This window comes from Pseudomonas sp. GW456-L13 (genome assembly GCF_017350115.1).
Lineage (GTDB): Bacteria > Pseudomonadota > Gammaproteobacteria > Pseudomonadales > Pseudomonadaceae > Aquipseudomonas > Aquipseudomonas jessenii.
On sequence record NZ_JACNAS010000002.1, the window covers coordinates 292,949 to 314,986 of the forward strand.

The window sequence follows — 22,038 nt, forward strand, 5'->3', positions numbered from 1 at the left end:
AGAACTTTGAACCATGGCCACTATCCACGTAGACGGCAAAGCGCTCGAAGTCGATGGGGCAGACAACCTGTTACAGGCATGTCTGTCTCTGGGCCTCGATATTCCGTATTTCTGCTGGCACCCTGCCCTCGGCAGCGTTGGCGCTTGCCGCCAGTGCGCGGTCAAGCAGTACACCGACGAGAACGACACCCGTGGTCGTATCGTGATGTCCTGCATGACCCCTGCCACCGACAACACCTGGATCTCCATCGAAGATGAAGAATCCAAGGCCTTCCGCGCCAGTGTTGTCGAATGGCTGATGACCAACCACCCTCACGACTGCCCGGTCTGTGAAGAAGGCGGTCACTGCCACCTGCAAGACATGACGGTAATGACCGGCCACAACGAGCGCCGTTACCGCTTCACCAAGCGTACCCACCAGAACCAGCAACTGGGCCCGTTCATTTCCCACGAAATGAACCGCTGCATCGCCTGCTACCGCTGCGTGCGCTTCTATAAGGACTACGCCGGCGGCACCGATCTCGGTGTGTTTGGCGCCCACGACAACGTGTACTTCGGTCGCGTTGAAGACGGCACCCTGGAAAGCGAGTTCTCCGGCAACCTCACCGAGGTCTGCCCGACCGGTGTGTTCACCGACAAGACTCACTCCGAGCGCTACAACCGCAAGTGGGACATGCAGTTCTCGCCGAGCATCTGCCATGGCTGCTCCAGTGGTTGCAACATCTCCCCGGGCGAGCGTTACGGCGAACTGCGTCGTATCGAAAACCGTTTCAACGGTTCGGTGAACCAGTACTTCCTGTGCGACCGTGGCCGTTTCGGCTATGGCTACGTCAACCGCGAAGACCGCCCACGCCAGCCGCAGCTGGCGGGCGGCACCAAGCTGAGCCTCGACGAAGCGCTGGATAAAGCCGCGGACCTGCTGCGCGGTCGCAACATCGTCGGTATCGGTTCGCCCCGCGCCAGCCTCGAAAGCAACTACGCGTTGCGCGAACTGGTCGGTGCCGAGCACTTCTACTCCGGTATCGAAGCTGCCGAGCTGGAGCGCATCCGCCTGGTCCTGCAAGTGCTCAAAGACAGCCCGCTGCCAGTACCGAACATGCGCGACATTGAAGACCACGACGCCGTGTTCGTCCTCGGTGAAGACCTGACCCAGACTGCTGCGCGCATGGCCCTGTCCCTGCGTCAATCGGTCAAGGGCAAGGCCGAAGACATGGCCGACGCCATGCGCGTCCAGCCTTGGCTCGACGCCGCGGTGAAAAACATCGGCCAGCACGCGCTGAACCCGCTGTTCATCGCCAGCCTGGCTGAAACCAAGCTCGACGACATCGCTGAAGAATGCGTTCACGCCGCTCCAGACGACCTGGCCCGCATCGGTTTCGCCGTGGCTCACGCCCTCGACGCCAGCGCTCCGGCCGTTGAAGGCCTGGATGCTGAAGCACTCGAACTGGCCAAGCGCATTGCCGACGCCCTGCTCGCTGCCAAACGTCCATTGATCATTGCCGGTACCTCGTTGGGTTCCAAGGCGTTGATCGAAGCTGCTGCGAACATTGCCAAAGCGTTGAAGCTGCGCGAGAAGAACGGTTCCATCAGCCTGATCGTGCCAGAGGCCAACAGCCTCGGCCTGGCCATGCTCGGTGGCGAATCGGTCGACGCCGCGCTGCAAGCCGTGATTGATGGCCGTGCCGACGCCATCGTCGTGCTGGAAAACGATCTGTATACCCGTACCGACAAGGCCAAGGTCGATGCCGCCCTGACCGCCGCCAAAGTGCTGATCGTCGCCGACCATCAGAAGACTGCCACCAGCGATCGCGCGCACCTGGTTCTGCCAGCCGCCAGCTTCGCTGAAGGCGACGGCACCCTGGTCAGCCAGGAAGGCCGCGCCCAGCGCTTCTTCCAGGTCTTCGATCCGAAGTACATGGACGCGAGCATCCTGGTTCACGAAGGCTGGCGCTGGCTGCATGCCCTGCGCGCGACCCTGCTGAACCAGCCGATCGACTGGACCCAACTGGACCACGCCACCGCCGCCGTCGCTTCCAGCACTTCGATCCTGAATCGCATCGTCGATGCCGCTCCGTCCGCCGCGTTCCGCATCAAGGGCATGAAACTGGCCCGCGAACCGCTGCGTTACTCCGGTCGTACCGCCATGCGCGCCGACATCAACGTGCACGAACCGCGTGCCCCGCAAGACAACGACACCGCGTTCAACTTCTCGATGGAAGGTTACTCGGGCTCGGTCGAACCGCGTCAGCAAGTGCCATTCGCCTGGTCTCCGGGCTGGAACTCGCCGCAGGCCTGGAACAAGTTCCAGGACGAAGTCGGTGGTCACATCCGCGCTGGCGACCCGGGCACCCGCCTGATCGAAAGCAGCGGTGACTCGCTGAACTGGTTCGCCAGTGTTCCGCGCGCGTTCAACCCGGCACAAGGTACCTGGCAAGTCGTGCCGTTCTTCCACCTGTTCGGCAGCGAAGAGAACTCTTCGAAAGCCGCGCCGGTTCAGGAACGCATCCCGGCCGCCTACGTGTCGCTGGCCAAGTCCGAAGCCGACCGCCTGGGTGTCAATGACGGCGCGATGCTGAGCTTGAATATCGCTGGCCAGACCCTGCGTCTGCCGCTGCGCATCAACGAAGAGCTGGGCGCCGGTCTGGTGGCACTGCCTGCGGGCATCGCCGGCATTCCGCCAGCGATCTTTGGCAAATCCGTTGACGGTCTGCAGGAGGCAGCTCAATGACCTGGTTCACTCCTGAAGTGATCGACATCATCATCACGATCCTCAAGGCCGTGGTGATTCTGCTCGCCGTGGTGGTTTGCGGTGCCCTGCTGAGTTGGGTCGAGCGTCGTCTGCTCGCCCTCTGGCAGGACCGTTACGGTCCGAACCGCGTCGGTCCGTTCGGCGCGTTCCAGATCGCCGCCGACATGATCAAGATGTTCTTCAAGGAAGACTGGACGCCTCCATTCGCCGACAAGATGATCTTCACCCTGGCACCGGTAGTCGCCATGAGCGCCCTGCTGATTGCCTTCGCGATCATCCCGATCACCCCGACCTGGGGCGTGGCGGACATCAACATCGGTATCCTGTTCTTCTTCGCCATGGCTGGCCTGTCGGTCTACGCGGTGCTGTTCGCCGGCTGGTCGAGCAACAACAAGTTCGCCCTGCTGGGCAGCTTGCGCGCCTCGGCGCAGACCGTGTCGTACGAAGTGTTCATGGGCCTGTCGCTGATGGGCATCGTGATCCAGGTCGGCTCGTTCAACATGCGCGACATCGTTGAATATCAAGCGCAGAACCTGTGGTTCATCATTCCGCAGATCTTCGGCTTCCTGACCTTCTTCATCGCTGGCGTGGCCGTGACTCACCGTCACCCGTTCGACCAGCCGGAAGCGGAACAGGAACTGGCAGACGGTTACCACATTGAATACGCCGGCATGAAATGGGGCATGTTCTTCGTCGGCGAGTACATCGGCATCGTGCTGATCTCGGCGCTGCTGGTGACCTTGTTCTTCGGTGGCTGGCACGGTCCGTTCGGCATCCTGCCGCAGATCCCGTTCATCTGGTTCGCACTGAAAACCGCGTTCTTCATCATGATGTTCATCCTGTTGCGCGCTTCGATTCCGCGCCCACGGTATGACCAGGTGATGGATTTCAGCTGGAAGTTCTGCCTGCCGCTGACCCTCGTCAACATGCTGGTGACCGCTGCGATCGTGTTGCTCAACACGCCCGCCGTCGCGGCTCAGTGAGGATAGAGAATCATGAAGTACATATTTGACATCGTGCATGGCTTCTTCACCCAGCTTCGCAGCCTGGTGATGATTTTCGGCCACGCCTTCCGCAAGCGCGACACGCTGCAGTACCCGGAAGAACCGGTCTACCTGCCGCCGCGCTACCGTGGTCGTATCGTCCTGACCCGCGACCCCGACGGCGAAGAGCGTTGTGTAGCCTGTAACCTGTGCGCCGTGGCGTGCCCGGTCGGTTGCATCTCGCTGCAGAAAGCTGAAACCGAAGACGGTCGCTGGTACCCGGACTTCTTCCGCATCAACTTCTCGCGCTGCATTTTTTGCGGCCTCTGCGAGGAAGCCTGCCCGACCACCGCGATCCAGCTGACACCGGATTTCGAAATGGCCGAGTTCAAACGTCAGGACCTGGTTTACGAGAAAGAAGATCTGCTGATCTCCGGCCCCGGCAAAAACCCTGATTACAACTTCTATCGTGTTGCAGGTATGGCGATTGCCGGGAAGCCGAAAGGCTCCGCGCAGAACGAAGCCCAGCCGATCAACGTGAAGAGCTTGCTGCCTTAAGGAAGAAAGATGGAATTCGCTTTCTATTTCGCATCGGGTATCGCTGTGGTGTCCACGCTTCGCGTGATCACCAACACCAACCCTGTGCACGCCCTGCTCTACCTGATCATTTCGCTGATTGCCGTGGCGATGACCTTCTTCGCCCTCGGCGCGCCGTTCGCCGGCGTCCTGGAAGTGATCGCCTACGCTGGCGCCATCATGGTGCTGTTCGTGTTCGTGGTGATGATGCTGAACCTTGGCCCGGCCTCGGTTCAGCAAGAGCGCGTCTGGCTCAAGCCCGGTATCTGGGGCGGCCCGGTGCTCCTCGCCGCGCTGCTGCTGGTGGAACTGCTGTACGTGCTGTTCTCCCACCAGACCGGTGAAGCCATCGGCCATACCACCGTAGACGCCAAGGCCGTGGGCATCAGCCTGTTCGGTCCGTACCTGCTGGTGGTCGAACTCGCCTCGATGCTGCTGCTCGCCGCAGCCGTCACGGCGTTCCACTTGGGCCGCAACGAAGCCAAGGAGCAATGACGATGCCTGCTATCCCCATGGAGCATGGTCTGGCGGTCGCCGGCATCCTGTTCTGCCTCGGTCTGGTCGGCCTGATGGTCCGCCGCAACATCCTTTTCGTGCTGATGAGCCTGGAGGTCATGATGAATGCCTCCGCGTTGGCGTTCATCGTTGCCGGTAGCCGCTGGGCACAGCCGGATGGACAGATCATGTTCATCCTGGTGATCAGCCTGGCAGCCGCCGAGGCCAGTATCGGCCTGGCGATCCTGCTGCAACTGTATCGCCGCTTCCACACGCTCGATATCGACGCTGCCAGTGAGATGCGCGGATGAATCTTCTCTATCTGACTTTCCTGTTCCCTCTCATCGGTTTCCTGCTGCTGGCGTTTTCTCGCGGCCGTCTCTCGGAAAACCTTTCGGCGCTGATCGGCGTCGGTTCCGTCGGCTTGTCCGCCATCGTCGCGGCTTACGTGATCTGGCAATTCAATGTCGCACCACCTGAAGGCGGCCACTACACCCAGGTGTTGTGGCAGTGGATGGCGGTGGAAGGCTTCACGCCGAACTTCGCGCTGTACCTGGATGGTCTGTCCCTGACCATGCTCGGTGTGGTGGTTGGCGTCGGCTTCCTGATCCACCTGTTCGCGTCCTGGTACATGCGCGGTGAAGCCGGTTACTCGCGCTTCTTCGCCTACACCAACCTGTTTATCGCCAGCATGCTGTTCCTGGTGCTGGGCGATAACCTGTTGTTCCTGTACTTCGGCTGGGAAGGCGTGGGCCTGTGCTCCTACCTGTTGATCGGTTTCTACTACAGCAACCGCAACAACGGTAACGCGGCACTCAAAGCCTTTATCGTGACCCGTATCGGTGACGTGTTCATGGCCATCGGCCTGTTCATTCTGTTTGCCCAACTGGGCACGCTGAACGTTCAGGAACTGCTGGTACTGGCTCCGCAGAAATTCCAGTCCGGCGACTTCTGGATGGTCATGGCCACCCTGATGCTGCTCGGTGGTGCTGTCGGTAAATCCGCGCAACTGCCGCTGCAAACCTGGCTGGCGGATGCGATGGCCGGTCCTACCCCGGTTTCGGCACTGATCCACGCCGCAACCATGGTGACCGCCGGTGTCTACCTGATCGCCCGTACCCATGGCCTGTTCACCCTGGCGCCGGAAATCCTGCACCTGGTCGGCATCGTCGGTGGCGTGACCCTGGTTCTGGCCGGCTTCGCAGCCCTGGTTCAGACCGACATCAAGCGTATCCTCGCCTACTCGACCATGAGCCAGATCGGCTACATGTTCCTGGCCCTGGGCGTCGGCGCCTGGGACGGCGCGATCTTCCACCTGATGACCCACGCCTTCTTCAAGGCCCTGCTGTTCCTTGCCTCCGGTGCGGTGATCGTTGCCTGCCACCACGAGCAGAACATCTTCAAGATGGGTGGTCTGTGGAAGAAGCTGCCACTGGCCTACGCCAGCTTCATCGTCGGCGGCGCGGCCCTGGCGGCCCTGCCACTGGTAACCGCAGGCTTCTACTCCAAGGACGAAATCCTCTGGGAAGCGTTCGCCAGCGGCAACAACGGTCTGCTCTACGCAGGTCTGGTCGGCGCATTCATGACTTCGTTGTACACCTTCCGCCTGATCTTCATCGCGTTCCACGGTGAAGCGAAGACCGAAGCCCACGCCGGTCACGGCATCGCTCACTGGTTGCCACTGTCGGTGCTGATCGTACTGTCAACCTTCGTCGGCGCGATGATCGTTCCACCGCTGCACGGCGTACTGCCGCAAAGCGTCGGCCATGCCGGCGGCGAAGCCAAGCACAGCCTGGAAATCGCCTCGGGCGCCATCGCCTTGGCCGGTATCCTGCTGGCCGCATTGCTGTTCCTCGGCAAGCGTCGCTTCGTCACCGCCATCGCCAACAGCGGCATCGGCCGTTTCCTCTCGGCCTGGTGGTTCGCTGCCTGGGGCTTCGACTGGATCTACGACAAACTGTTCGTCAAGCCGTACCTGGCGATCATCCACATCCTGCGCAAAGACCCGCTGGACCAGACCATCGGTCTGATCCCGCGCATGGCCAAAGGCGGTCACACCGCCCTGAGCCGTACCGAGACCGGTCAACTGCGTTGGTATGCCGCCTCGATGGCTGCTGGTGCCGTGCTGGTTATCGGCGCCGTCGTGCTGGTAGCGGTCTGATATGAACCTTGCGAACTTGCGAAAGGAATTGAGCCCGTCATGATTCTGCCTTGGCTAATCCTGATCCCCTTCATCGGCGGCCTGCTGTGCTGGATGGGTGAGCGTTTCGGCGCCACCCTCCCCCGCTGGATTGCGCTGATCACCATGTCCCTGTTGCTCTCCCTCGGCCTCTGGCTGTGGGCCAACGGTGATTATTCATTTGCCCCGGCGCCTGGCGCCGACCCGACCTGGGCGCTTGAGTTCAAGCACGTCTGGATCCAGCGCTTCGGCATCAACGTGCACCTGGCCCTCGACGGCCTGTCGCTGTTGATGATCATGCTGACCGGTCTGCTGGGTGTCCTCTCGGTACTCTGCTCGTGGAAAGAGATCCAGCGTCACGTGGGCTTCTTCCACCTGAACCTGATGTGGATCCTGGGCGGTGTCGTCGGTGTGTTCCTCGCCCTCGACCTGTTCATGTTCTTCTTCTTCTGGGAAATGATGCTGGTGCCGATGTACTTCCTCATCGCGCTCTGGGGTCACAGTTCTTCGGACGGCAAGAAAACCCGGATCTACGCGGCGACCAAGTTCTTCATCTTCACTCAGGCTTCCGGCCTGATCATGCTGGTGGCGATCCTGGGTCTGGTACTGGTCAACTTCAACGACACCGGCGTGATTACCTTCAACTACGCCGACCTGTTGAAAACCAAGATGTCGACGACCACCGAGTACATCCTGATGCTCGGCTTCTTCATCGCCTTCGCGGTGAAGCTGCCAGTCGTGCCGTTCCACTCCTGGTTGCCTGACGCTCACGCCCAGGCGCCGACTGCAGGTTCCGTCGACCTCGCCGGTATCTTGCTGAAAACCGCTGCCTACGGCCTGCTGCGTTTCGCCCTGCCGCTGTTCCCGAATGCGTCGGCCGAGTTCGCGCCGTTCGCCATGACCCTGGGTCTGATCGGGATTTTCTACGGTGCGTTCCTGGCGTTCGCGCAAACCGACATCAAGCGTCTGATTGCCTTCTCGTCCGTTTCCCACATGGGCTTCGTTCTGATCGGCATCTACTCCGGCAGCCAACTGGCGCTGCAGGGCGCGGTGATGCAGATGCTGGCCCACGGTCTGTCGGCGGCGGCACTCTTTATCCTGAGTGGCCAGTTGTACGAACGCACCCACACCCGCGACATGCGCGAGATGGGTGGCCTGTGGTCGAAGATCGCCTACCTGCCGGCTCTCAGCCTGTTCTTCGCCGCGGCGTCCCTGGGCTTGCCGGGTACCGGTAACTTCGTCGGTGAGTTCCTGATCCTGATCGGCACCTTCCCGATCGCTCCATGGGTCACCATCATCGCGACGTCCGGCCTGGTGTTCGGTTCGGTCTACTCGCTGATCATGATCCATCGTGCCTACTTCGGCCCGGCCAAATCGGACGCGGTACTGCATGGCATGGATGGTCGCGAACTGATCATGGTGGCCGGTCTGGCAGCGCTGCTGATTTACATCGGCGTCTATCCACAACCGTTCCTCGATACCTCTGCCGCTACGATGCATGGCGTGCAGCAATGGCTCGGCACCGCCTTCACTCAACTCGCTTCGGCCCGGTAAGAGCGCTATGGAATTCACGACTCAACACTTTATCGCGCTAGCGCCGCTGTTGATTACCAGCGCCACGATCATCGTGGTGATGCTGGCAATTGCCTGGCGCCGCAACCACTCCCAGACCTTCCTGCTGTCGGTGGCGGGTCTGAACCTGGCGTTGCTGTCGATCCTGCCAGCCTTGAAGGTCGCGCCACTGGCTGTGACCCCACTGCTGCAAATCGATAGCTTCGCTTGCTTGTACATGGCGCTGATCCTGGTCGCCACCCTCGCTTGTGTCACCCTCGCCCACGCCTACCTCGGCGATGGCGGCACGGGTTACCCGGGCAACCGTGAAGAACTGTACTTGCTGATCCTGATGTCCGCCGCCGGTGGCCTGGTGCTGGTCAGCGCACAGCACCTGGCCGGGTTGTTCGTCGGTCTGGAACTGCTGTCGGTGCCGGTCTACGGTCTGGTGGCCTATGCCTTCTTCAACAAGCGCTCGCTGGAAGCCGGTATCAAGTACATGGTGCTGTCGGCGGCCGGTTCCGCGTTCCTGTTGTTCGGTATGGCCCTGCTGTACGCAGACTCGGGTTCCCTGAGCTTCGTCGGCATCGGTCAGGCGCTGGCGGCTACCGGTCTGCCAAGCTCGTTGGCACAACTGGGCCTGGGCATGATGCTGATCGGCCTGGCGTTCAAGCTGTCGCTGGTACCCTTCCACCTCTGGACACCGGACGTTTACGAAGGGGCCCCGGCGCCGGTTGCCGCGTTCCTGGCGACCGCTGCCAAAGTGGCGGTGTTCGCGGTCATGGTGCGCCTGTTCCAGATCTCCCCTGCTGCAAGCAGCGGCGTCCTGAGCAACGTGCTGACCATCATCGCCATCGCGTCGATCCTGTTCGGTAACCTGCTGGCCCTGACCCAGAGCAACCTCAAGCGTCTGCTGGGTTACTCGTCCATCGCCCACTTCGGCTACCTGCTGATCGCCTTGGTGGCGAGCAAGGGCCTGGCCGTGGAAGCCATCGGCGTGTACCTGGTCACCTACGTGATCACCAGCCTCGGCGCTTTCGGTGTGATCACCCTGATGTCCTCGCCGTACAAAGGCCGTGACGCAGACGCCCTGTACGAATACCGCGGCCTGTTCTGGCGCCGTCCGTACCTGACCGCCGTGCTGACCGTGATGATGCTGTCCCTGGCCGGTATCCCGCTGACCGCGGGCTTCATCGGCAAGTTCTACATCATCGCCACCGGCGTCGAGTCCCATCAGTGGTGGCTGGTCGGTTCGCTCGTATTGGGCAGTGCCATCGGCGTGTTCTACTACCTGCGCGTCATGGTCACCCTGTACCTGATCGAACCGAACCTGCGTCGCGTCGACGCCCAGTTGCACTGGGAACAACGTGCAGGCGGCGTGATGCTGCTGGCCATCGCGGTACTGGCCTTCTTCCTTGGCCTGTACCCACAACCGCTGCTGAACCTGGTTCAACAGTCGGGCCTGGCGGGTTGATCGCTTAAGCGTTCTCGGTAACAAACAAAAACGGCACCTTCGGGTGCCGTTTTTGCGTTTGTAGGATATGTTACCGGCGCGCTCCCCTCCTCCGACAATCCCCGAAAGCTCATGCGGGATTACCCGCCTCGTCCTACATTCAGCATTGAGCACTTGGTTCTATCTTGAATGACTTCTAGATTGATAAACCAATGCGAGAACTAACAATAAAACGTGAGATTTTTCCGAAATCGTAGAGGGTTTCGATGCCTTTGCTGCCGAACGCAAAGGTAATGTCGGGCAGCGAATCGGAACGATGAAAGGCAAATTGGTGCTCCCAGAAGATTTTGACGCGCCACTACCAGTTGAAATGCTTGATGTTTTTGAAGGCACTCACGAATGAGGCTTCTACTCGACACGCGTAATTTACTCTGGACACTCAGTGATGATCCGCAGCTTTCGGGTAAAGCCAGAAAGCTCATTGAGAACGCTGCCGACATTTATGTCAGCGCAGCGGATGGCCTGTTCGCGAGCCTGCTCCGGGGGCGATCCGGGGGCACTGGCCAAACAAATCGGCACCTCCGAGTGGCGTTCTTTCGTTTGGTTTTTTTAAGATCGATGCCCACCCTATTGCCGGAGAATATCTGTATGTCCCATCAGAAATCGCCGACAGCAAGAACCAAGCATTGCAAGCAGCTATTGATTCAGGTTTCCGAAGGGATGCTTCCCATGTGAACGTCAGTTCTTGTCACATATATTCAATCTTTATTCGGCGTTTGCATCACACCCCCCTAAAGACTGAGTCAGAAAGTCCTCGCATTCATAGTGAATTGAGGCCGGCGACGGATAAAAAACCAAACAAATAAAAATGTTATTGCATAATTCTTACATTTTGCCGTTCGACAACACCTGAGTACCGAGTTTAACTTATCGCCCAGATCAACTACAAGAAACGGGCCACAATGAAAAACGCACTCGTGATTCGACACTTAAACTTTGAAGATCTTGGCACACTTGAACAGCCGCTGATTCAACGCAATTATAATATTCATATTATTGATGCCACTTCGGAAGAGCTGCAGGCAGTTGATCCCATAACGCCTGATCTGATGGTGATATTGGGAGGGCCGATCGGTGCTTATGATGAAAAAAAATACCCATTCATAGAAAATGAAATTGCACTTATCAACGCACGTTTGCAAAGCAACAAGAAAACGTTGGGAATCTGTCTTGGTGCCCAGCTGATAGCGAGGGTGTTGGGAGCCTCCGTTTATCCAATGGGGCACTTGGAGATTGGCTTCAGCCCTTTACAGTTGAGTAATGACGCACCCCCTTCCTGCCTTGATCTATTGAACGACGATGTCGCCGTATTGCATTGGCACGGAGATCAATTCGACATCCCCAAAGGGGCTCATCACTTGGCGAGCAGTAAACTCTGTGCCAATCAGGCGTTTAGTGTCGGCAAAAACATACTGGGTCTACAGTTCCACCTGGAAATTGATCCTGACCGCTTTGAACAATGGCTGATCGGTCACGCAGCCGAATTGAACATGGCCTCAATTGACCCTCGCGACTTGCGTCGACAGATAGCTTTACACGGTAAGTCATTGAAAACCGTTGCCCCGAAAATCATTTCAAACTGGCTCGACCTGCCACTCTAACAAAGCTCATCTGGCCGACTATTTAGAACAAAAGGTAACTATCATGAACACTCACGACATTCAAACTTACTCGGTTGCACAGATGCTCGAAAAACTTTCGGTGCTTTGGAGCACCCGAGCCGCAGTCAATAACAAACAACCTACTTATTCCGAGCTAGCCTTCGATCCCGGCAAAAACGACTTTTGCGAGAGCTTGCTTCCCTTCAGAAATCACCCTGCCTGGATCGAAGCCTCTCCCGAAATGAAATCAACATGCCTTTCCTATGCATGGATCATCTATAACCTGAAAACCATTTACATCGAATGCGACATCGTCACGCCAGCTTGCGAGGACATCATCAAAACGCCACCCAGCGCAACAAGGAATCGAGCATTGCTTCAGGAGTCCATCTCCGAAGCACTGCTTGACGAAGCACTGCACACCAAGATGTCGGTCACCGCATGCAACTACATTTATCACCACAGAGATCTTGCACACCTGAATTTCACCGACTTCAACCTGATCAAATGGAAGAATTGGGTGCTATCGTCCTGTTCTGCCGAATGGGAGCGCAGACTCACTCGCTTCGGTATCGCCTGCGCCAGTGAAACGCTGATTACGGACTATCTTAAAACGCTGGCCGAAGACAGTTCCGTTCAAAGCATTTGCCATCAAGTCACCAAGACCCATGCGATGGATGAATGGAGTCATTCCAGTGTATTCAGTTATGTAGCGGCAGATCTGATATCGACGCTATCTCAACATGAAAAAACGCATTTAAAGGCCATTATTAAAAAAACCGTATCAATGTTTGCAAACAATGAAATGGGGGCTTGGGAAATGGCATTTTCTCATGCTCGCCTGCCTCGCTATGCGGACATCATCCACGACACGGCGACACTTGGCGAAGTCAACGTTTACACCGAATCGGTCGACAAATTACTGAGCAGAATAGGTCTCGAAGAAACCCACTGATATCAGCTGGCACTTCTTGAACAACTCATTAAAAACGTACTTATCTCTTTACCATGAAGGGGACGACCATGGAGCGGCTTACGTTCTTGAGTTGCGAGAAAATCTCAGATGCAGCAACCAACACGAAGACTTACCTGCTGCGATTGCCCCAATGCATTGAACCCAATGAATTAAAGCCGGGACGATATATTGCGATCAATCATCCAGACCGCTCTGGCACGGCACAACAACGTAATTACTCGATCACGGCGGTGCGAGATATCAATCAAATTGAAATCACGGTCAAGCGCACCGGCAACAATGGAGTATCGGACACTTTGTATTCGAACGTCGGCTGCGGATCACTCCTTTGTTTTTCCAACGTTGGTGGCAACATCACTTCGGACAGTATTATCGCCTACCGGCATGTCTTGATGCTGGCAGGCGGTATCGGCATCACATTGCCGATCGCGCTGATCCGTAGCCTTGTCGAGCTTGAAAGCAAAGATAAACCCATTCCCAGAGTAACGCTGCTGGTTAGTTCACCTACGATTGCGAGCATACCTTTCCTCGCGGAACTCCTCGCCTTAGCGTTTCGATCGAACTGGTTCAACGTTCGTTTTTTTATTACTCGAGAATCAATCGATACACACTCTCACCACTTTACCGGAGGACGGCTGGTTAAACTTTCCTTACCGGATTTAGTTCCCGTCGACGCGGCAGTCATTTGCGGCAGCCATGGCTTTTCCGTCGCCCAGCAGGTATTGGTCAAGGAGCTGAATCACAACATCCCCTGTTTCATTGAAGCGTTCAGCAGCGTGGAACAGTCAGAACCAGCAGCCGAACACAGCCCGCTGACCACTGTCTGTGCTCGATCAAATCAGCAGGACCACCATTTCCAGGTCAGTAGTGGACAAACGCTGCTTGATGCGTTGGAAGCCAACCAGGTACCCATCCGCAGTCAGTGTCGCTCAGGCATCTGTGGCAGTTGCAGGATCAAGGTTATTTCCGGGGCATGCAAAAGAGCGCCTGACTTCTCGCTCAGCACTACGGAACTGGAGGCGGGTTTCGCATTAGCTTGTTGCACATATGCCGAGGGTGGCGAGCTCTCAATTGAAGTCTGACCGTGCATGCAGCCAAGGCGAACATTCACGGCGAAAAAACGGCACCTCCCGGTGCCGTTCGCCTTTCACACTCCAAGGCTTTACTTACGCGCCGCCTCCCACGATTTCAGCAGTTCGGTGTAGCTCACGGTTTCACCCTTAGGCTTTTCGTTCGCCAGTTTCGGCTTCGGTGCGCCCGGTTGGTCGAACCAGTATTGCGCATCGCGCTCTGGATTCATTTTCGGGGCGCAGGTGGCTTGTGCCTTCGAGCGTTCCAGACGGGTCATGATTGCGTCCTGATCCTTGGCCAGGCCATCCAGCGCCTCTTGCGGGGTTTTCTCGCCGCTGGCGGCTTCTGCGATGTGGCTCCACCACAACTGCGCGAGGCGAGGATAATCAGGCACGTTGGTCCCGGTCGGGGTCCATTGCACGCGGGCCGGGCTGCGGTAGAACTCCACCAGGCCACCGAGTTTCGGCGCCAGGTCGGTCATGGCCTGGGAGTTGATGTCCGATTCGCGGATCGGGGTCAGGCCGACGATGGTTTTCTTCAGCGATACGGTTTTCGAGGTCACGAACTGCGCGTACAGCCAGGCCGCCAGTTTTTGTTTCTCAGGCGTGGACTTCATGAATGTCCAGGAACCGGCGTCCTGATAACCGAGCTTCATGCCCTCTTCCCAATATGGACCTTTCGGCGAAGGCGCCATGCGCCATTTCGGCGTGCCGTCGGCGTTCATCACCGGAAGGCCAGGCTTGGTCATGTCGGCGGTAAATGCGGTGTACCAGAAGATCTGCTGGGCAATGTTGCCCTGGGATGGCACGGGACCTGATTCGGAGAAAGTCATGCCCGCCGCTTCCGGTGGCGCGTACTTCTTCATCCAGTCAACATACTTGGTGGTCGCATACACTGCTGCCGGGCCGTTGGTGTCGCCACCGCGGGTCACGCTGGAGCCGACCGGATGACAATCCTCGACGCGGATCCCCCACTCGTCCACCGGCAAGCCGTTAGGTATGCCTTTATCGCCAGCGCCTGCCATGGAGAACCAGGCATCGGTGAAACGCCAACCCAGCGACGGGTCTTTCTTGCCGTAATCCATGTGCCCGTAAACGCGCTTGCCGTCGATTTCCTTGACGTCTTCGCTGAAGAATTTGGCGATGTCTTCATAGGCCGACCAGTTCACTGGTACGCCCAACTCGTAGCCGTACTTTTCCTTGAACTTGGCCTTCAGGTCCGCACGCTCGAACCAGTCGGCGCGGAACCAGTACAGGTTGGCGAACTGCTGGTCGGGCAATTGATAGATCTTGCCGTCCGGCGCGGTGGTGAAGGAGATGCCGATGAAGTCCTTGATGTCCAGGGTCGGCGAGGTGAAGTTCTTGCCCTCGTTGGCCATCAGGTCGGTGATCGATTCGGTCTTGCCGTAACGGAAGTGTGTACCAATCAGGTCCGAGTCGTTGACCCAGCCGTCATAGATGTTCTTGTCCGACTGCATCTGGGTCTGCAGCTTTTCCACCACGTCGCCTTCCTGCAGCAGGTCGTGGGTCAGCTTGATCCCGGTGATCTCGGTGAAGGCCTTGGCCAGCACCTTGGACTCATACTCGTGGGTGGCGATGGTTTCCGACACCACTTTGATGCTCATCCCGCGAAACGGCTCCGCCGCCTTGATGAACCACTTCAGCTCTTCGAGTTGTTGATCGGCCGTCAGGGTGGACGGCTTGAATTCACTGCCGATCCATTTCTTCGCCGCGTCTTCATAGGCATCGGCCCAGGCAGATGCGCTCAAACCGCTGAGTGCCAGCATGGCTGCCAATGAAATGCTATGTCGCAGCTTATTGTTTTTGTCGAACATAGAGACCTCCTTATTGAGTTTCGGAGCAACATTGCCGAGCGATTCGACTAGCCCCAACGCATCACAGCCAACAGCCACACCAGGGACATCGCGAAGGCGACCCAGATGCTCCAGTCGGTGACGCCGATTACCAGCAGATGCAGGTAGGCGCTGCCGAGAAGACCGATGAACAACCGATCGCCACGGGTGGTGGCAATCGGCAGAAAACCTCGCCTGAGCACGCTCGGCGAACGCAGTTCCCAGGTGGTCATGCCCACCAGGATCAAGGCAATGACGCCGAAGAACGCCGCCGTGGGGACGGTCCAACTCATCCATTCCATCATCAGTTCCTCATACCCGGCCCAGGGCAAAGCCCTTGGCCACGTGGTTGCGAACAAACCAGATCACCAACATGCCCGGCAGGATGGTCAACACCCCCGCCGCCGCCAGCACGCCCCAGTCGATACCGGATGCCGAGACCGTGCGGGTCATCACCGCTGCGATCGGTTTGGCGTTCACCGACGTGAGGGTTCGCGCCAGCAGCAGTTCGACCCAGGAAAACATGAAGCAGAAGAACGCCGTGACGCCGATGCCGGAGCCGATCAGCGGGATGAAAATCTTCACGAAGAACTTGGGAAAGCTGTAACCATCGATGTAGGCGGTTTCGTCGATCTCCTTGGGCACGCCGGACATGAAGCCTTCGAGAATCCACACCGCCAGCGGCACGTTGAACAGGCAATGGGCCAGGGCCACGGCGATGTGGGTATCGAACAGCCCGATCGAGGAATACAGCTGGAAGAACGGCAACAGGAACACCGCCGGTGGCGCCATGCGGTTGGTCAGCAGCCAGAAGAACAGGTGCTTGTCACCGAGGAAGCGGTAGCGCGAGAACGCATAGGCCGCCGGCAAGGCCACGGTCAGGGAAATGATCGTGTTCAGGCTCACGTAGTACGCCGAGTTGATGTAACCGGTGTACCAGCTCGGATCGGTGAAGATCACCTTGTAGTTCGCCAGGGTGAAATCCTGCGGAAACAACGTCAGGCCACCGAGGATTTCGCTGTTGCTCTTGAAGGACATGTTCAGCAGCCAGTAGATCGGCACCAGCAGGAACAGGATGTAGATCAGCAGTGGAATCAGCTTTCTCTTGCTCATGATGGCCTCAGCGGTTGGCGTCGGAGTGAGTCATGGCGGTGTAGAACAGCCAGGACACCAACAGGATGATCAGGAAGTACACCAGCGAGAATGCGGCGGCCGGCCCCAGGTCGAACTGCCCGATCGCCATTTGCGTCAGGGTCTGGCTCAAGAAGGTCGTGGAATTGCCCGGACCGCCACCCGTAAGCACGAAGGGCTCGGTGTAGATCATGAAACTGTCCATGAAGCGCAGCATCACCGCGATCAGCAGCACACTCTTGAGCTTGGGCAACTGGATATGCCGGAACACCGCCCAGGCCGAGGCACGGTCGATCCGCGCCGCCTGGTAATACACATCCGGAATCGCCCGCAGGCCGGAGAAGCACAACAGCGCCACCAGCGAGGTCCAGTGCCAGACGTCCATCACCAGTACGGTGACCCAGGCGTCCATGGTGTTCGCCGCATAGTTGTAGCTGATGCCCATGGCCTTGAGGCTCGCCCCCAGCAGACCGATGTCGGCCCGGCCGAAGATCTGCCAGATGGTGCCGACCACGTTCCACGGGATCAGCAATGGAATCGCCAGGATGATCAGCACCACCGACGACCAGCGCCCTTTGGTCGGCATGGTCAGGGCAATCGCAATCCCCAGCGGGATCTCGATCAACAGCACGCAAGCCGAGTAGATGAACTGGCGCAGCAACGAGTCGTGCAGGCGCGGATCGAGCAGCACCTGCTTGTACCAATCGGCGCCGACAAAGTAGCGGCTGGACTGGTCGAAGATGTCCTGCACCGAATAGTTGACCACGGTCATCATCGGGATCACCGCACTGAACGCCACCAGCAGGAACACCGGCAGCACCAGCCACCAGGCCTTGTTGTTCTGCACCTTGTTCATGGCTGCGCCTCTTGGTTGGCATTGGCTTCGAGCAGGAATTCATCGGCGTAGACCATCAGCCACTGTGCCGGAAAACTGATGTACGCCGTGCCTTGCGGCACCGGCTTGTCTTCGGCCAGGCGCACTTTCAGGGGGACGCCATCGAGGTTGAGGGTCATGATCTTGTAGGTGCCCAGGTCTTCGACGTGTACGACCTGTGCCCGCAGCGCGTCATCAAAGGCTTCGTCCCACACATGGACGAACTCCGGACGAATGCCGACCTTCAGGGTTTTCCACTCCGATTCAGCAATACGCTGCTGCATCGCCTCGGACAGCGGCAGGTGAGTCGAGGCGAAACCGACGCCACCCGGTTGCGGCTGCACCTCGATCAGGTTCATCCCGGGGCTGCCAATGAAGTAGCCGACAAAGGTGTGGCTCGGGCGCTCGAACAACTCCCTTGGCGTGCCGAATTGCACGATCTGCCCGCCGTACATCACCGCAATCTTGTCGGCGAAGGTCGAGGCCTCCAGCTGATCGTGGGTGACGTAGACCATGGTGATATTGAACTGTTCGTGGATCTGCTTGAGCTTGCGCCGCAGTTTCCACTTGAGGTGCGGGTCGATCACCGTCAGCGGTTCATCGAACAGGATCGCCGACACGTCGTCGCGCACCAGCCCACGCCCCATGGAGACTTTCTGTTTTTCGTCGGCGGTGAGGTTGCGGGCCTTTTTGCTCAACAGGTTCTGCAGGTCGAGAACTTCGGCGATTTCCTGCACCTTGCTATGCACCCGGGCCTCGGCCATGCCCTGATTGCGCAGCGGGAAGGCCAGGTTGTCGAACACCGTCATGGTGTCGTAGACCACCGGGAACTGGAAAACCTGGGCGATGTTGCGCTTCTCCGGGGTCAGGTTGTTGACCGCTTTGCCGTCGAACAGCACATGGCCCTGGGACGGGCTGAGCAGCCCGGAAATGATGTTGAGCAAGGTTGATTTACCGCAGCCCGACGGACCGAGCAAGGCGTAGGCGCCACCCTGCTCCCAGATGTGGTCCATCTCGCGGATCGCGTAGTCCTCCGGTCCCGCCGGAGTCTTGGTGTAGCTGTGGGCGAGGTTCTGCAAACGGATTTCGGCCATCAGGCAACCCTCGTGACACGCCGGCCCGGCGCCTGGACCAGCCGCCCCTGCGTATCGAACACAAACAGTTTATGGGTCGGGATGTAGATGCGGATCGGCGCATCGACGTCGTATTCGTGAACGCCGGGCAAGTGCAGCACCAGCAGGAAATGCTCGTTGCGCACGTGCAGAAAGGTTTCCGAGCCACTGATTTCCGCGACTTCGACAGTCACCGCCAATTCGAGGTCATCGTCGTTGCTCGGCACCAGCGAGATATGGCTGGGTCGCACGCCGAAACGGAACTCGCCCTCGCCCACCGGGCGCAGATCGACGTTCAGCGGGAAGTGCACGAAATTGGCGAAACTCACTTCGTTGCCGGCAATGCGCCCCGGCATCAGGTTGATCGGCGGCTCGGAGAACAGCTCCGCCGCCAGCACCGTTTGCGGCTGATGATAGACCGACGAAGACTGGCCGCTCTGGATCACCCGGCCTTCGTGAAGAATGGTGGTGGTGCCGCCCAGGGCCAGGGCCTCGTTGGGCTCGGTGGTGGCGTAGATCGCGATGGTGTGGCGCGCCTTGAACAGCTCGCGCATTTCCTGGCGCAGTTCTTCGCGCAACTTGTAGTCGAGGTTGACCAGCGGCTCGTCGAACAGGATCAGCTCGGCATCCTTGACCAGCGCCCGGGCCATGGCCGTGCGTTGTTGCTGACCACCGGAAAGCTCCAGCGGATAGCGTTTGAGAAACTTCTCGATGCGCAGCATCTTCGCGGTTTCCAGCACCTTGCTCTGAATTTGCTCGCTGGAAACACCAGCCTGACGCAGCGGCGAGGCGATGTTGTCGAACACCGTCATGGTCGGGTAGTTGATGAACTGCTGATAGACCATCGACACATTGCGCAAGCGCACGGGGCGCTGGGTGACATCGACGCCATTCATCAGGATGCGGCCGCTGTCGGGCTTGTCCAGACCGGCCATCAGGCGCATCAGGCTGGTCTTGCCGGACAAGGTGCGACCCAGCAAAACGTTGAAGGAACCGGGTTCAAAACTCAGGTTGGCATCGTCGATCCAGGTCTGGCCCTCGACGGTGCGGCTGACGTGTTCCAGGGTGAGTGACATGGCTCGGCCTTTTTCTTATTGGAGTCAAGCGACCGGAGCTGTATAGCGACATTTGTGCCAGAAATTGCAAACGATTGATTCAGTTTGAAATTCCTGAAAATGACTACAGAGTCACGTTCATTGCTGAACACAAATGAACAACCGCGACTGAACAACTGAACACTTCAACGGTTGACAATGAACATTAGTGAACAACACTCTACAGACCGTATTCCGGCCCTTGTAGGAGTGAGCTTGCTCGCGATGGAGGTCAACGTGACGAGGGCTGCCTGAAGGAACGAGGCGACCTCACGTCCATCGCGAGCAAGCTCGCTCCTACAGGGCGCCATGTGTAATTGAATAACAACAATAAAAGCTTGCTCAGAGATCGACTGCCATGGCCGCACCCGCCTCGCCGCTGTCCCACGACGCCATCATCCAGGACTCCTGGTCCCGTTGCCGCGCGTTCGGCCTCAGTCATCAGAGCACGCCGGCATTCGACCCATTGCCGGCTGCAGGCATCGCGCAACTGCTGGAGAGCCAGCATTCACTGGTGCAAACCACCCATCAGGAAGTGCTGCCCTACTACGAGAACATCCTGAGCAACTCCAATTGCCTGATCATGCTCGCCGACCATCAGGGCCAGGTGCTCACGTCGTGGGGCACCCAGCGCTTTATCGAACCGAAACTGGCCCGGGGTTTCAGCGCCGGCGCCAGCTGGATGGAACGCTGCACCGGCACCAACGCCATTGGCACCGCCCTGGCCTGCGAGCAAGCGGTGCACATCGAGCACGACGAACATTTCCTCAAGGCCAACCGCTTCATGACCGGTTCCGCCGCGCCGATATTCGATACCGAGCGCAAGGTGATCGCGGTGCTGGACGTGTCCAGCGACAGCTACCTGCCGCCCTCCCACACCCTGGGCATGGTCAAGATGATGAGCCAGACCGTGGAAAACCGGTTGATCCTCAACCTGTTCCATGGCCAGCATTTCCAACTGACGTTCAACACCGGGCTGAATAACCTCGACAGTCAGTGGGCCGGATTGCTGATATTTGATGAAACCGGCCAGGTGCTGTCGGCCAACCGCCGGGCCGACAACCTGCTGGGCATCAGCCTGTCGCGGGTCAGTGTCGAAAGCCTGTTCAAGGTCTCGCTGCTGGAGTTGCTGAACCAACCCGAAGGCTTGCCCTTCTCGCTGCAGGCTTCCGGGCGCAACCGCTTCCAGTGTCTGCTGAAAAGACCCAAGCAGGTTCCGATTCAGCCGCGAGTGTTCGCCGAACCTGCCGTGACTGCGCCAACACCGGCCGCGATCAGCCTCAACACCCTGCACTTCGGCGACATCCGCGTGGAAAAAGCTGTGCGCCAGGCCGAGCGTTTGCTGGAAAAAGACATTCCGCTGTTAATCCACGGCGAGACTGGCGTCGGTAAGGAAGTTTTCGTCAAAGCCCTGCATCAGGCCAGCTCTCGCAGCAAACAGGCGTTTATTGCGGTGAACTGTGCAGCGATCCCCGCCGAACTGGTCGAGTCAGAGCTGTTCGGCTACGAGAAAGGCGCGTTCACCGGCGCTAACCAGAAAGGCAGCATCGGCCTGATCCGCAAGGCTGACAAAGGCACGCTGTTCCTCGATGAAATCGGCGATATGCCACTGCCAACCCAGGCGCGACTGTTGCGGGTGTTGCAGGAGCGTTGCGTGCAGCCCGTGGGCAGCAGCGAGTTGTTTCCTGTGGACTTGCGCATCATTTCAGCGACCAATCGCTCGTTACGCGAACAGGTACAACTGGGGCGGTTTCGTGAAGACCTGTATTACCGCATCGGCGGCCTGACCCTGGAACTGCCACCGTTAAGAGAGCGCAGTGATAAAGAGGCGTTGTTCAAACGCCTGTGGGAACAGCATCGCGAACCAAGCCAATGGGCCGGACTGAGCCGCGAGGTATTGGAGCTGTTCGAGCGCCATCCGTGGCCGGGAAACCTGCGTCAGGTCAGCAGCGTGATGCAGGTGGCGTTGGCCATGGCCGAGGAACAACCGATAAGGCCGGAGCATTTGCCGGATGATTTTTTTGTTGATCTGGAGATGGAACCGGTGGAGACGCCGGAGCCTTTGACCGTGGATCTGAATGATGTCGAGGATTTGAATCGGCAGTTGCAGGCGGCGGGGGGGAATATTTCGTATCTGGCCCGGCGGTTGGGAGTTAGTCGCAATACCCTTTACAAGCGGTTGCGCCAGACTGAATGACGAGTGAATCGCAGCGGTAATATTCGGCTTGAGTCCATCGCGAGCAAGCTCGCTCCCACAATGTCCGTGTCGAACACAAAATCT

General features: G+C 58.5%; 18 protein-coding genes and 1 pseudogene. 13 read left to right on the plus strand and 6 right to left on the minus strand.

Annotation, left to right across the window (positions count from 1 at the left end):
• Positions 1–13: 13 nt before the first annotated feature.
• The 12 genes and pseudogenes from nuoG (at position 14) to J4D25_RS15585 (ending at position 13,705) form a co-directional block, all read left to right on the plus strand.
• Complete coding sequence (nuoG, locus tag J4D25_RS15535) at positions 14–2,728, plus strand: NADH-quinone oxidoreductase subunit NuoG (protein ID WP_057714157.1); 2,715 nt, start codon at positions 14–16, stop codon at positions 2,726–2,728.
• Positions 2,725–3,732: an NADH-quinone oxidoreductase subunit NuoH gene (gene nuoH / locus J4D25_RS15540; RefSeq protein WP_057714156.1), complete on the plus strand. Its 1,008-nt coding sequence runs from the start codon at positions 2,725–2,727 to the stop codon at positions 3,730–3,732. The genes nuoG and nuoH overlap by 4 nt, the downstream gene beginning before the upstream one ends.
• A gap of 12 nt (positions 3,733–3,744) precedes the next feature.
• Positions 3,745–4,290 carry an NADH-quinone oxidoreductase subunit NuoI gene (nuoI, locus tag J4D25_RS15545; RefSeq protein ID WP_191622226.1) on the plus strand — a complete coding sequence of 182 codons (546 nt, stop codon included), beginning with the start codon at positions 3,745–3,747 and terminating at the stop codon, positions 4,288–4,290.
• 9 nt (positions 4,291–4,299) lie between these two features.
• Entirely contained in the window at positions 4,300–4,803 is a 504-nt protein-coding gene (gene nuoJ / locus J4D25_RS15550; protein WP_053161453.1) for an NADH-quinone oxidoreductase subunit J, read from the plus strand.
• A 2-nt stretch (positions 4,804–4,805) separates the two neighbouring features.
• Complete coding sequence (nuoK, locus tag J4D25_RS15555) at positions 4,806–5,114, plus strand: NADH-quinone oxidoreductase subunit NuoK (RefSeq protein WP_007946416.1); 309 nt, start codon at positions 4,806–4,808, stop codon at positions 5,112–5,114.
• The gene (gene nuoL / locus J4D25_RS15560) at positions 5,111–6,964 is read left to right on the plus strand and encodes an NADH-quinone oxidoreductase subunit L (RefSeq protein WP_057714154.1); all 1,854 of its coding nucleotides are present in this window, start codon (positions 5,111–5,113) and stop codon (positions 6,962–6,964) included. The genes nuoK and nuoL overlap by 4 nt, the downstream gene beginning before the upstream one ends.
• Before the next feature lie 39 nt (positions 6,965–7,003).
• Positions 7,004–8,536, plus strand: a complete 1,533-nt coding sequence (gene nuoM, locus J4D25_RS15565; RefSeq protein ID WP_057714153.1) for an NADH-quinone oxidoreductase subunit M — start codon at positions 7,004–7,006, stop codon at positions 8,534–8,536.
• A gap of 7 nt (positions 8,537–8,543) precedes the next feature.
• Positions 8,544–10,007, plus strand: a complete 1,464-nt coding sequence (nuoN, locus tag J4D25_RS15570; protein WP_057714152.1) for an NADH-quinone oxidoreductase subunit NuoN — start codon at positions 8,544–8,546, stop codon at positions 10,005–10,007.
• 378 nt (positions 10,008–10,385) lie between these two features.
• Positions 10,386–10,502, plus strand: a pseudogene (locus J4D25_RS27045) (PIN domain nuclease); the annotation flags it as partial.
• Positions 10,503–10,948: 446 nt separating this feature from the next.
• A complete protein-coding gene (locus tag J4D25_RS15575) occupies positions 10,949–11,647 on the plus strand; it encodes a glutamine amidotransferase (RefSeq protein ID WP_057714150.1) in 699 nt (232 codons plus the stop codon).
• A 43-nt stretch (positions 11,648–11,690) separates the two neighbouring features.
• Positions 11,691–12,602, plus strand: a complete 912-nt coding sequence (locus J4D25_RS15580; RefSeq protein ID WP_057714149.1) for a diiron oxygenase — start codon at positions 11,691–11,693, stop codon at positions 12,600–12,602.
• 68 nt (positions 12,603–12,670) lie between these two features.
• Positions 12,671–13,705, plus strand: a complete 1,035-nt coding sequence (locus J4D25_RS15585) for a 2Fe-2S iron-sulfur cluster-binding protein (RefSeq protein ID WP_198530236.1) — start codon at positions 12,671–12,673, stop codon at positions 13,703–13,705.
• Positions 13,706–13,785: 80 nt separating this feature from the next.
• Here the strand turns inward: J4D25_RS15585 and J4D25_RS15590 are convergent, their stop codons facing one another.
• The 6 genes from J4D25_RS15590 to J4D25_RS15615 are packed head-to-tail and all read right to left on the minus strand — an operon-like array spanning position 13,786 to position 19,739.
• A complete protein-coding gene (locus J4D25_RS15590; protein ID WP_057714147.1) occupies positions 13,786–15,528 on the minus strand; it encodes an ABC transporter substrate-binding protein in 1,743 nt (580 codons plus the stop codon).
• A gap of 47 nt (positions 15,529–15,575) precedes the next feature.
• Complete coding sequence (locus J4D25_RS15595; RefSeq protein ID WP_057716585.1) at positions 15,576–15,848, minus strand: DUF2160 domain-containing protein; 273 nt, start codon at positions 15,846–15,848, stop codon at positions 15,576–15,578.
• Between the two features lie 10 nt (positions 15,849–15,858).
• Positions 15,859–16,659 (minus strand): carbohydrate ABC transporter permease, encoded by an 801-nt coding sequence (locus J4D25_RS15600; protein ID WP_008046506.1) that lies wholly within the window; start codon positions 16,657–16,659, stop codon positions 15,859–15,861.
• Between the two features lie 7 nt (positions 16,660–16,666).
• On the minus strand, positions 16,667–17,533 hold the full coding sequence (locus J4D25_RS15605) for a carbohydrate ABC transporter permease (RefSeq protein ID WP_008046507.1): 867 nt from the start codon (positions 17,531–17,533) through the stop codon (positions 16,667–16,669).
• Positions 17,530–18,645 carry an ABC transporter ATP-binding protein gene (locus tag J4D25_RS15610; protein WP_057714146.1) on the minus strand — a complete coding sequence of 372 codons (1,116 nt, stop codon included), beginning with the start codon at positions 18,643–18,645 and terminating at the stop codon, positions 17,530–17,532. Before J4D25_RS15610 ends, J4D25_RS15605 begins: the two co-directional genes overlap by 4 nt.
• Positions 18,645–19,739: an ABC transporter ATP-binding protein gene (locus tag J4D25_RS15615; RefSeq protein WP_057714145.1), complete on the minus strand. Its 1,095-nt coding sequence runs from the start codon at positions 19,737–19,739 to the stop codon at positions 18,645–18,647. The genes J4D25_RS15610 and J4D25_RS15615 overlap by 1 nt, the downstream gene beginning before the upstream one ends.
• A gap of 376 nt (positions 19,740–20,115) precedes the next feature.
• On the opposite strand from J4D25_RS15615, the gene J4D25_RS15620 reads away from it, so the two are divergent.
• Positions 20,116–21,954, plus strand: coding sequence for a sigma-54-dependent Fis family transcriptional regulator (locus J4D25_RS15620; RefSeq protein WP_057714144.1), 1,839 nt, complete (start codon positions 20,116–20,118; stop codon positions 21,952–21,954).
• The last annotated feature ends 84 nt before the right edge of the window (positions 21,955–22,038 follow it).

Bases quoted from the DNA above. Each gene is read 5' to 3' on its own strand.
- nuoG (WP_057714157.1), top strand. From the start codon at position 14: ATGGCCACTATCCACGTAGACGGCAAAGCGCTCGAAGTCGATGGGGCA.
- nuoH (WP_057714156.1), top strand. From the start codon at position 2,725: ATGACCTGGTTCACTCCTGAAGTGATCGACATCATCATCACGATCCTC.
- nuoI (WP_191622226.1), top strand. From the start codon at position 3,745: ATGAAGTACATATTTGACATCGTGCATGGCTTCTTCACCCAGCTTCGC.
- nuoJ (WP_053161453.1), top strand. From the start codon at position 4,300: ATGGAATTCGCTTTCTATTTCGCATCGGGTATCGCTGTGGTGTCCACG.
- nuoK (WP_007946416.1), top strand. From the start codon at position 4,806: ATGCCTGCTATCCCCATGGAGCATGGTCTGGCGGTCGCCGGCATCCTG.
- nuoL (WP_057714154.1), top strand. From the start codon at position 5,111: ATGAATCTTCTCTATCTGACTTTCCTGTTCCCTCTCATCGGTTTCCTG.
- nuoM (WP_057714153.1), top strand. From the start codon at position 7,004: ATGATTCTGCCTTGGCTAATCCTGATCCCCTTCATCGGCGGCCTGCTG.
- nuoN (WP_057714152.1), top strand. From the start codon at position 8,544: ATGGAATTCACGACTCAACACTTTATCGCGCTAGCGCCGCTGTTGATT.
- J4D25_RS15575 (WP_057714150.1), top strand. From the start codon at position 10,949: ATGAAAAACGCACTCGTGATTCGACACTTAAACTTTGAAGATCTTGGC.
- J4D25_RS15580 (WP_057714149.1), top strand. From the start codon at position 11,691: ATGAACACTCACGACATTCAAACTTACTCGGTTGCACAGATGCTCGAA.
- J4D25_RS15585 (WP_198530236.1), top strand. From the start codon at position 12,671: ATGGAGCGGCTTACGTTCTTGAGTTGCGAGAAAATCTCAGATGCAGCA.
- J4D25_RS15590 (WP_057714147.1), bottom strand. From the start codon at position 15,528: ATGTTCGACAAAAACAATAAGCTGCGACATAGCATTTCATTGGCAGCC.
- J4D25_RS15595 (WP_057716585.1), bottom strand. From the start codon at position 15,848: ATGGAATGGATGAGTTGGACCGTCCCCACGGCGGCGTTCTTCGGCGTC.
- J4D25_RS15600 (WP_008046506.1), bottom strand. From the start codon at position 16,659: ATGAGCAAGAGAAAGCTGATTCCACTGCTGATCTACATCCTGTTCCTG.
- J4D25_RS15605 (WP_008046507.1), bottom strand. From the start codon at position 17,533: ATGAACAAGGTGCAGAACAACAAGGCCTGGTGGCTGGTGCTGCCGGTG.
- J4D25_RS15610 (WP_057714146.1), bottom strand. From the start codon at position 18,645: ATGGCCGAAATCCGTTTGCAGAACCTCGCCCACAGCTACACCAAGACT.
- J4D25_RS15615 (WP_057714145.1), bottom strand. From the start codon at position 19,739: ATGTCACTCACCCTGGAACACGTCAGCCGCACCGTCGAGGGCCAGACC.
- J4D25_RS15620 (WP_057714144.1), top strand. From the start codon at position 20,116: ATGGCCGCACCCGCCTCGCCGCTGTCCCACGACGCCATCATCCAGGAC.